The organism is Dialister micraerophilus DSM 19965, assembly GCF_000194985.1.
Classification (GTDB): Bacteria; Bacillota; Negativicutes; order Veillonellales; family Dialisteraceae; genus Dialister; species Dialister micraerophilus.
The window spans coordinates 1,129,282-1,140,231 of sequence record NZ_GL878519.1 but is presented as its reverse complement, the minus strand read 5'-3'; the positions used below and the strand labels follow the sequence as shown (position 1 = coordinate 1,140,231).

At 40.3% G+C, this 10,950-nt stretch carries 10 protein-coding genes; all 10 read right to left on the bottom strand.

All coding sequences use genetic code 11. The features are described 5' to 3' along the window. On the bottom strand, positions 1-67 hold a 67-nt coding region (locus tag HMPREF9083_RS06340; RefSeq protein WP_155800658.1), incomplete at its 3' end, for a tetracycline resistance protein. A 274-nt stretch (positions 68-341) separates the two neighbouring features. Next, positions 342-1,277 (bottom strand): conjugal transfer protein, encoded by a 936-nt coding sequence (locus tag HMPREF9083_RS05425; protein WP_001224320.1) that lies wholly within the window; start codon positions 1,275-1,277, stop codon positions 342-344. Continuing rightward, positions 1,274-2,275 carry a bifunctional lytic transglycosylase/C40 family peptidase gene (locus tag HMPREF9083_RS05420; protein WP_007556405.1) on the bottom strand — a complete coding sequence of 334 codons (1,002 nt, stop codon included), beginning with the start codon at positions 2,273-2,275 and terminating at the stop codon, positions 1,274-1,276. Before HMPREF9083_RS05420 ends, HMPREF9083_RS05425 begins: the two co-directional genes overlap by 4 nt. Then, positions 2,272-4,449, bottom strand: a complete 2,178-nt coding sequence (locus HMPREF9083_RS05415; protein ID WP_007556404.1) for a CD3337/EF1877 family mobilome membrane protein — start codon at positions 4,447-4,449, stop codon at positions 2,272-2,274. Before HMPREF9083_RS05415 ends, HMPREF9083_RS05420 begins: the two co-directional genes overlap by 4 nt. 2 nt (positions 4,450-4,451) lie before the next feature. Continuing rightward, positions 4,452-6,899: a conjugal transfer ATPase TcpF gene (gene tcpF / locus HMPREF9083_RS05410; RefSeq protein WP_002368314.1), complete on the bottom strand. Its 2,448-nt coding sequence runs from the start codon at positions 6,897-6,899 to the stop codon at positions 4,452-4,454. Further along, positions 6,883-7,275, bottom strand: a complete 393-nt coding sequence (locus HMPREF9083_RS05405; protein WP_025186755.1) for a conjugal transfer protein — start codon at positions 7,273-7,275, stop codon at positions 6,883-6,885. Before HMPREF9083_RS05405 ends, tcpF begins: the two co-directional genes overlap by 17 nt. Positions 7,276-7,288: 13 nt before the next feature. Continuing rightward, positions 7,289-7,786, bottom strand: coding sequence for an antirestriction protein ArdA (locus tag HMPREF9083_RS05400; protein ID WP_007556403.1), 498 nt, complete (start codon positions 7,784-7,786; stop codon positions 7,289-7,291). 116 nt (positions 7,787-7,902) lie between these two features. After that, positions 7,903-8,124: a hypothetical protein gene (locus HMPREF9083_RS05395; protein ID WP_001009056.1), complete on the bottom strand. Its 222-nt coding sequence runs from the start codon at positions 8,122-8,124 to the stop codon at positions 7,903-7,905. A gap of 42 nt (positions 8,125-8,166) precedes the next feature. Further along, entirely contained in the window at positions 8,167-9,372 is a 1,206-nt protein-coding gene (gene mobT / locus HMPREF9083_RS05390) for a MobT family relaxase (protein WP_000398284.1), read from the bottom strand. 177 nt (positions 9,373-9,549) lie between these two features. Beyond that, a complete protein-coding gene (locus tag HMPREF9083_RS05385) occupies positions 9,550-10,935 on the bottom strand; it encodes an FtsK/SpoIIIE domain-containing protein (protein WP_007556402.1) in 1,386 nt (461 codons plus the stop codon). Between the last annotated feature and the right edge of the window lie 15 nt (positions 10,936-10,950).

Genomic DNA, 10,950 nt, shown 5'->3' with positions numbered 1-10,950 from the left:
AAAACTCCCAGTGATAAATACTTTTATCACTGGGATTTTTATGCATAACCATAGGTATACAAAGCATACAGATATTCTCTGGATACTTTAGAATCACATGATAAAGGTATTCTTAAACTGGGTACAAAAAACTAAGCCCTCCTAAAAAAGGACATCCAATTATTTGTTCCCACTATCAAATTGACAGTTTATTTAAGAATACCTTGCCGCATATTTATTAACTCCTTTTAAATAGATACTTAAATAATAGCACGTAAGAGCATATTTGTAAAAGAATCTCCAATTTTTTATCAAAGAGAGTACGTGATTACAAAATAGCTGTAATAATGTACCAATATTTGTTATTCTATAATCTTCCAATTACTCCCGTTCTTTTCAAGTACCAAATCAAATTGAGATACCTGCGTTGCTTTGGTCTGCTGGTCGATATACTCCACTGTCAGCGATACCGTGACTTGATTATCCTTACGATTGTGAATAGGATTTACCAGTTCTTGAAAGATGTACTCTTTTCCGATTGGTTTTAATATCCCGTCATTCACATAGTAGGAAAGTTCACTGGCTGTCGCTGTAGGATAGAGCTTGAAGAACGTCGTTAAAAACTCATTGATTTCATTGGTTGTAATGGAATCAACCGTCCCCTCACTTTCAATGGCTTTTGGTTTATAACTTGATTTCTTAGGTATGTTGGTAATGGTCGGATTCTTAACCAGTACCATATTTCCAGAACCATCTACATAGACACTCACTATATAAGCAGAGTGGACGGTCTTTGTATTTTCTCCCTCTGTAATGAGCTGGTCTACACTGTAGGTTACATTAAACTCATTGTCGCCAGTTGGCTCTACCGTCCATATCTGAAATCCTCTTACAGAAGACGATACAGGAATATCTTTGCGTACTGTATCAACATTGAGAGCTTGAAGTTCATCTGTCAGATAGCCTTTTAGACTTTCCATTCGATTATCAATGGACTTATCGGATTGCTCCCATGAATAGTAGACTTTCGCAAAGTTCTCTACAAAATTTTCTACATGATGAGTATCAACGTATTCCTTTTCTATGATAGTTGTTTCGTGAATAGTATGAGTATCTATAGCTGTAAAGTGCTTGAATATCGCAAAGCTGAAACTAAGCCCTAAAAGTACCCACAAGGCAATCACAACCTTTTTATGAGGATTGACCTTATAGTAGACACGAGGTTTCTTTTCCTTTGGTATCTGTTTTTCTTTATTCTGATTTTTTCTAAATTTCATCATTAAATCTTCCTTTCTCATTGTTTGATTCGTCCTGCTCCCACTAAATGCTGTTGCCAGTAGGGGCTTGTTAAGTCGGCATAACCGATTGGGTCGCCTGCATGAAACATACGGTTATTGCCAAGGTATATCCCAACATGAGTAATATAAGAGCCAGCGTTATAGGTAGAATGAAAGAAAACCAAATCGCCGGCTTTTGCTTCGGATAGTGGGATATGTTGGGTCACATCATATTGTTGTTGTGCGGTTCGTGGTAATTTAATCCCAGCTTTGCCATACGTCCATTGTGTCAGTCCGCTACAATCAAATGAAGTAGTCGGGGAAGCTCCGCCATAGACATACTTCCAACCCTCATATTTCAGTGCTTCGTTCATGATGGCTTGTACCGTATTATCATTAAATTGAGTTGTGACAAGATACTGCGTAACAAGCTGAACATAAAACATATTGCCATAGTTATATCGCCAGCCCCCATTGATGGGTATGGCTATTGGATTGGGATAGGACACTTTTTCGCCATCTGAATATTCCTTAGAGAAACTTTGAGCCAGTTCAAAGGTATATTTGTTTCCACGATTAGCCACATACCCTAAGAAGCCACCGCCATAATTGTAGGACTGGATAACCGATTCCAAATCCACACCGAGCCTATCTCTACTGGCTAATAATTCACTGAAATACTTCACACCTTGCTTGATGGATTCTTCTGTACTCAATGAATTGGGTGGTAGACCAAGGGATTCCGAGGACTGCATAACATCTTCGGCAGTACCGCCCGATTCCACCTGTATAATAGCAAGCAGTACATTGACGTATTCTTCAATGCCATATTCTCTAGCGTATTTTTCTACCATAGGCTTATGAGCCAGCACTTCTGCGGAAACATTCACACCGCCATAGTGAATGTTTGAAAAACCGCCATCTTGTTCATCTGAAAATAAAATGGCAACAAACAGAAGTAGTGAGAAGACCATCAAGAATAGCCCAGAACCACCAATCACTAAAGCTTTCAGTTTCATGGTTTCTTACTGCCTTTCTTGATAGTGGCGGATTTTATTGGTGGTCTATTTCTAAGGTTTTGACTTTGAACTCTTTGAACAGTAGACGGACGCTCTTTTGTGACTGGACGTTGTGAAGCTCTGTCTGCTGGTGTAGTTGAAGTTGCTGGCTTTTGAACTGTTCTTTCTTGTGTAGTACGGTTTTGACGTTCCGCTTTTAAACTTGAAGAATCGGACTTAACTGCTGGACGCTCCTGTTTGGCTTGTTGAGATTCCATGCGTAAAGCCTGAACAGAAGATTGTTTTGCGGTCTGTCCATCATGAGATTGTTCTTGCTTAGTAGCTGGTCTTTCATGAACGGAAGAAGCTGGCTGTTTTTTCTGTTTGACCTGTTCCATTTCAGAGCGACGCTCTGCAATGGTTTTGCGTCTTTGTTCCTGCTGTTCCTTGCGTCCGCTGGCTCTGTCTGCTCTGGTTTGAGAAATACTGGAAGTTAGGTCACGAACATTTTCTTTTGCTTTGGATTTTCCTTGATACACTGCATATCTTGCATTGGTCGGAATATCCTTAACCTGTTCTTTGAGATTACCAGCAGAATCAACGATTTTATCTTTGGTATCAGCAACTGCTCCGATTGTTTGTCCGATACGTTTTCCAAGTGTTGATTTTTCCTGTCCGTCTGGACGGGTGTGATCTGCTTGTGTCCTACCAGAACTACCCGACTGTCCTTGTTTTCCTGTAGCACTGGCAATGGCAGAGCCAGCACCTAAAGCTGTCATGGAGCGTCCAAGTTTACGCTGTAGGCGGTGCATATGAGCGTGCATAAGCATACGAGGTTTTCTCATCACACGACTTCCCACACTTTGAGAATCGTTGCTTTGAAGCGAAAACATACTCATTAAATCGCCCAGTTTGAAGTAGATTCCTGCAAAGGTCACAATCTGTAGAAAGGCAATCAAAAAGAACGGATAACCAGCCGATAAGGTATAGAGCATGGTTGAAATACTAAAGGCTGTCGTAATAATCAGCGTGATTCCAGCTCGTGTCAAAATGGTATTAAAGAGTTTAGTAATGGCTCGTTTCGACATACCATCAAAAGATGGAATCATACTTAAAATAAAGCTCACAGGCAGAAACATAGCATAGATGATAAAAAGCACCTGCGAGAAAATCATGATTCCTGTTAGTAGGAATACGAATATAGAAATCCCGATATTGAATACAAAGAGAAAGAAGACTGTACCCAAGCGGTTAATAGTTTTTGTAATCGTCATGTTCACATTGTTTCTGTCTTCGATTTCTTCTGCTACAATTTTTTCTCTGTCTTCTCCATTATTACTGTCTGGACTGGTTGAAAGTAGACTTTCCACACGGTCAGCACCAATACTTTCAATGTCTGAACTGTTGTATTGAAGCAGTAGCCACGGTTGTTGAACCTGTATGGAAAATAGGCTGTCACGTATCAAGTCCACACTGTCCTTGCCTTGACTATCGGAATGGGGCATGACAATTTTTGTGCCAAGTGATAAGCTGGCTTGACTGATGTCTGATGAAAAATCATTGATTTTTTTAATGTAGTCGGGAGCGTAGGCAATAAAGGAAGCTGATAGGATAAATACCATGACAAAGTTCACAATGGCATGAATCGCTTTTGTAGTTTCTCTTTTTATCAGTCCTGTATAGGCAACATAAACCCCAAGAACCAAAATCAAGAGTAAGAGGAATCCAACATAGAATCCCTCTGTTGATAGTCCGCTAGGCGTAACTCCTGCAAGGGTCTGCATATTCTTGCCAATGGAATCTGCTGTAGCAGAAATGAAGTCAAGGGAATAGGCTTCTTGAACTAAGTAGCCAGTCGCATTGGAAACATAAAGACTGATTGTCCAAATAAAATTGGTAATGGCATATAAGCCATACATGACTTGTTTTCCAATTCCGTCCGACCAGTTCCACGGTAGCCAGCCCCAGCTATTATCAACATAAAAATCCAGTTGATAGTTTTCAAGTGGGTATCGGCTGTACTCATTTGCCACATTGATTGTATCATCTACCAAGCCCGCAGCTTGAACCACTGTTCCCATCATGGCTAAAAGAAAAATGGCAATCACAAGTGTGAAAGCCACTGTCATTGCCACTTTACCTAGACGCTTCAGCGTCCAGTTTGATTTTATTCTGTTTAATATTGATGGTTTCACATTTACACCTCTTTTCGCACAGGCGGTCTGGTATCAAAGGCATGGAGCAGTTCTTCAAATACAGGGTGGAACTGTATCACACCGACACGACCATATAAATCACTGATAAGGCACTGTCCATTTTCCAAATCACGCAATCGCTTCTGATTATTTTCGTCCTCTGGGTCAACGCCGAAAAAGGCAAGGGTCTTTTTAATCTCGTTAAGGTCAGTAGAGCGGAACGCAAATTTCAAACCAAGATTATTTTTCAGCTTTTCATCTAAAAGGTCATCTGTATTCTGGGTCACGAAATATACCCCAGCGTTCATAGCACGTCCAGCACGAACCAGTTTCATAGACAGTGTTTTACCTTGTGCCACCTGTAAGAAGCTCCACGCTTCGTCTAAGTCAACAATTTTAAAAATGCTTCTGTCTGTATGGATAAAGTCTAACGCAAAGGTACTAATGACAATCAGCATTGCCACCGATAGTAACTCCATTGTGGTATATTCCTCAAAGGAGGTTTCTTTATCGGGAAGTACCAAGTCGGCAACCTGTATGATGTTCAGTTGTTTTTCAAGACTGATAGACTGCTCCACATATCCATCACTAAAGAGCAGATGTGCAAAGTCATAGTCTGTAAAACTTTCGATATGGTCGGCTATGCTGGTGCTTATTTGAGTTCCCTCAACCCGTAATTCCTCAATCACTTTCAGAAGACCTCGCACTTCACTATTAGTTACAGCACGAATGGCTTTTCGTAGAACAGGGAAACGGTCAGAATCTCGTGATGAAATCCCCGTAAGGAACGTCAAAATGTCGATTGCCAGTGATTCAGAATCTTTGGGATTTTTCATAATCACGTAAGGGTCAAGTAAGCCTTTATTTTTCTCATCAGAAGTCAGATTGACAATATTAATTTCGTGAGCGATTTCTGGCAAGGTTTCTTTCCATCTGCCACGTTCCGCTTTCGGGTCAACAATCACTGCTTGTGCCCCATAAAGCACTGCATAATAGACGATAAGGTTATTCGCAAAGGATTTTCCACCGCCTAGCGAACCTACAAAGGCAGACGCTAATGCATTGGTTACTGAACCCTTAACCCCTTGACTGGCAAGAGCAGGTTTGAGGTAGACATTGCGTCCTGTATCTAAGCTATAGCCAACATAAATACCCTCATTTTCGCCAAGCATTTGAGTAGCACCGAAACCAAGTCCAGCTAAGAAATCAGAGGTTACATACTGAATATAGTCATTCATATAACGCTTGCTTGATGGTAAAAATTCTTCATGTAAGCCCAGCATATCTCCAAATGGTCGTACCAACTTGACACTTAAATCGTCATAAAAATCTTTCACTTCATTACAACGACGTTTCAATTCGTCCAAGTCATTTGCGGAAACACGCACCACATAAGAGAGCTTATACATGGATTCCTTGCTTTGGTCTAAATTATTTTCCAGCTCATTGACACTTTCCAGAGCTTCCGCCACATTAGAGCTGGTTTCGTTATCACTTTGCCATGCGTGGTTATCTAGGTCTTTTAGTTCTTTCTTTTTATTACGAACGGTGCTTAGTGCTTTACGGTTTGCCACGATTTCCACATTCATAGAAGTATCAATCGGGAATGTAAATTGCTGTTGCTGGTAGTAGAAGATTTCAGAGGACGGAAAGTCCAATTCGCCGACAATGCTGTTGATGGTAAAGTACGCCACATAGACGGTTTCGTCTTCCTGTTGAATTTTTAGGTATCGCTGTTTTTCTTCCACCAAACAACGGGTCGGTTTAATAAGGTCATAATATTTAATCAGCGTTTCATTATCCAGCTTCTTCTTTGATAGATGGTACTCATAATCTTCATAAGCTGTACCTGTCTGTCCATAAAGATGTTCAATCAGATAGCCGAAGTCGTCCTTATCCAGTCTACGGATTTTGAAACGACGAGAGATTTTATTTTCCAAGAGCTTTTCCATCTTCTGAAAACGCAGGATTTCATCATTACTCATGCTGACAAAATCGCCCATTAGCTTATGGTTCACATCATAGACAAAATCAGACAAAGCATTTTTGGCTTCAACGGTAAGACTTTTCATAGAAAACTCTTGATCGTTGAGAAGCAACTTAAAGCCGATAAAGAAGCGGTAGTCCACTTGATTTTCGCCAATCATGGATATTAAAGCGTCTGTCTGTTGGTCGATTTTGTCATAGGCAATTACTTTGAGTTTGCCAGTTACTTCCTCTTTGGAACGTTCTTGTGCAGAACGTATGCTGGATTCTGTACTGATTTGTAGAGCATGAATCTTGCCATCACGATTTTGTGCGATAAGCTGTCTGAAAGAATCATGCACTTGTATTTTCTGTTCTGGACTTAGGAATGAGTAATTGTAAGGAATAAGCTCATAATAGGCGTAACATTCGCCATCTTTATTCCAGACCAGATTATTTTCAATGTATTTAATTGGATATGCCATAAAATTCACTCCTAACTGTCGTAATGGCTTCTTGTGGCTGGTTTCTGCCAAGGGTTACTTTTTTCCCTGCATAGGTCAGCTTTGGTCGCAGTGCATAAGCAATGACAGACTTCAAAAATCCATAAGGCTTTTTACCATCAAAGGTTTTTGTAGACATAAACCATGTGAAAGCCACAGGAATTCCAAAATATTTGAGAAATGCTCCCTCAATCATGGAAAGAGGTGGCAAGTTGCCAAGTATCATAACCGCAAACAGTGACACGACAAACCACGTCATTTGCGTAAAGGTTATGGGAAACGGAAGTCTAAAATCGTTGATGGAGTACAGCACTTTCTCAACAGACCAAATACTGGTATAGCTTCGTATTTTCTTCATAGAATCAATCCTTTCAATAGACGATTTCAAAAATCCCATAATTGGTTGTGATAAAAGTTCCCGAAATTTCTAAATCACGACCATAGGATTCGTAATCAATATAGTTTTGAAGACTGGTTGGCACTTCGCCCAATACTCCAGTTTCTTCAATGTAGTAACGTGCGACATCTGCCATATCATCACAATCCGAGTGAATGATAATATCCTCTTGATATTCGCTTAGTTCCTCAATACTTGAAAAATGAGTGAGCAGAGCAGATAGCTCGGATTGTAGTTCCTCTGGCAACTCCGATACCATTTCCCATAGGCGATTGAGTTCGCCAATAGAAGTGTATTCGTCAACCGTAAAGGGTAACTCATAATCGTGAATGGCGTATTCCTCGTATTCATCATTCAAGCCGATTTTCTCTTTGACTTCTTCAAAATCAATGGGAAAGGTAAACCAAGCACCGACTAATTCTCCTTCATTGTATTTACCTAAGTTGGCAATATAGACTTGCATATCGTCCATGTGTTCACGTCCTTTCTTTGTAGAGATTCAAAAATCCCTACCGCACTTCGTTTGGTGTACCATTCTTTTGCGGAACATAAGAAAACCACTTATATTCCACAAAATAACGGTTTAATTTAAGCACCGATAATGCGATTAAATAGCTCTAATAAAATGTCTTTTACTCCAGCAGCGTTGAACACCAAGCCCACCGCAATAATCGCAATGATGAGAAAGCCAATCAGTTTACTAAACTCACGCTTGAAGCCAAGATACAAGCCAATCACAACGATTGCTAAAAGCACCAGTGATTGAGCGTTTGATAGAAACCAGTTATAAAGGTTTTGTCCAAAATTCATAAAAATGTTCTCCTCTCTATATTCAATGAATTTGTATTTGAGTTATTTTTTTGTTGTTATCACGTCCTGTTCTTTTACTGACTGTTGCTTCAAAATCTGCTTGTGTCGGTCTGTCAGTTTCGCATGGTCGAGAATGTCTTTTACAACCTGCGTCTGGTTGATTTCATCAAGTTTAATCGCAACCTTTAAGGTCGGGGCAACTTGATGAGATAGCCAGTTCAGCGTCCTTTGGAAGGAGTAAGGCTCTGGTTTTGTGGTTAGTTTTAATCGTTCACGATTGTTCCCAATAAACCAAGCCCATTCTTCATTCAGTTTCCAATCAGAACGAGGTTTGGAATCGTCTTTATCTACAAAACGGATATACCGATTGATAATTTTAAAGGCGGTATGCTCTGGATTGTCATAGACGAGTAAATCACGGACTGCATAATAGGCACGCTCATTTTTCAATCGAATCTCAAAACGGTTTTTTACTTCTGCGTCTTCAATGGGAATATCATTTTTCTTGTACTGCTCGTAGTCCTTTTCATAGATACAGAAATAAACTTCACTTTGTAATGAACCGATATAGAGGGTGTTTCCCATACATTCCTTTTCCTCTTTGCGTACCAGTTCGCCACTGCGATAGCTTTTAAAACTGCGGAAGACGGAGATACATTCTTCCTGTTGGCACTTTTCAGTGAGTACAGGGATATTCAAAATCCCTGTCTTATCGTTAATGGCAAGGTCAAGGCGTTTCATCACACCGCCAGCCACCAAAACGTCCATAAAGAACTCATACCAGCTTCTTTGTTGTGCCAGAAGATAGCTTTCAAATTGTCTGCACCCACGACCTTTCAATTCCACCAGAACTCCTTTGTCCAGTTCATGGGAGCAAAGGACGAATATGTCGCCTAAAGCATAATGCTCTGAATAAGAATAGAAACCATAGTCCTCATGAAGAAAATAGGACAGTTTCAGTTGTAAGATGTTTTCGACCACCTGCTGTACGTCTGTTGTCGGAAAGCGAATCCTTACATAATCAAACAGCATTTCAAGGGGAGCGTCGGGATTGAAGCGTTCCAGAGCTTCCCAAAGGGACTGCTGTAAATCCTCTGATGGCTTGACTTTTCCTGTTTCAATATCGCTTAGATACTGCCTTGTAATACCAGTCGCAACAGCTAAACGGTTTTGAGATAGTCCATAAGCCAAGCGTTTTTCTTTTAAATGCTGTAACCAAGTTTGTTCATTCAGTAAAAATCCCTCCAATCAAAAAGGCGTATGTCAACTTTTAAAGCCCATTTGACATACGCTGAAATTTTGTAAATCCCTTGTAACCAAAGGATTTTCTAATGTTTTTTTGACTGTTTCCTGTCGATTTGTACCCCCCTGTTAGATACGGGGGGTTAAGTGCTGGCGTGGCTATTGCCACACCAGCCAGCAAGATCAGTCCACACCTGCGACTTCCGCTTCGCACGTCGCCTGCGTGGACTGTCTGCTGTTGGATAACTTTTTAATTTCCTCCAAGAAATCATATCCTTTTGGTACAAGGGGAGTATAAAACTCTGATATGACACTTGTTCCTACATCAACATAGCCACGACCTTTGATTCGCTTTAAGAAGAAATCCTTTTGTACGTCACTGCCAAACATCATGCCATAGCCCATTTCAGACATACGACCTAAAACCACTCTGAAATTAAACTGATCACGGATTCCGTCGCCTAAATATTTTGCGTCTGGACGTTGACAAGCCAGTATTAGAAAGAAGCCAGCTTGACGACCTAACATGACAATCTGTTTCAGCTTATTCATAACTGCGGTGTTTTCTTTTGTTCCCAGCATTTCCATGAAAGCGACGTATTCATCAAAGATTAAGAAGTGTGCCGGGAGACCTAAGTAAGCATAATTTTTGCCAGTCTTATAGTTCTTCATCTGCTTCATTTCCTCACTACGTTTCATCATTTCTTCATAGAATGTTTCAATGCAAGAAAGCAAGTCTTCTTTTCTATAGTAGACATTTGCCATCACAGAACCTAAGTCCGCAAGGTCAGCATTTTTCGGGTCAAGAATATACAGTTTTGAATCTGTATGAAGCAAGGCTTCAATCAGTGTCAGTATAAAGTAAGTTTTACCGCCACCTGTACCACCAGCAATCAACATATGAGGGAGCTTATCATATTCCCACCATACGTTTTTCATTAAGCGAAGTTTACCATCTTTAGCTTCTACTTCATCAATAGAAATACGACTGGCTATGGTGTCATAGAGCAAAGTATATTCCACATAGGAATCCTTTAACTCTTTATCCGTCAGCTCACAGTACAAGCCACTCTCTAATTTCTTTTCCAAGTGTAAGAGTTGGTCTTGATATTTTCCCAGCGTGATTTCCACCCGTATCTGTATCAAGCCATTTTTAAGTCGATAATACATTTTAGGGAAGTAGGTTATCTTTTCCTTTGTACGACCAGCACTATCTTTAAAGAAACCCTCTGTTTTGACCTGTTCAGATTCATACCACTTGTTTTCAAGTATCATCTTTGCCAGTTTTTGACGGTGGTAAAGTTGTTTAACCGTATCATAGCGAACCCGTTTGAATACAAACGCTACCAGCAAGCAGATAAGAATTGCGACACTGAAACTGATAATTAAATAGGGAATGTCAATCTTATCTGCTTGTGATAGGTTAAAATCCTGCCAGTTGATCTGCTGGATTGTCTTCACATGAAACAGTCCGACAACCAGCAGGAAAACAGGCAGGAGTGACGCTATCGTAAAATGAAAGACTAAATCTTTACCAGATGGGCGAATCCTTTTACCACGCTGTTTCATGCGAAAAAGTCTCCT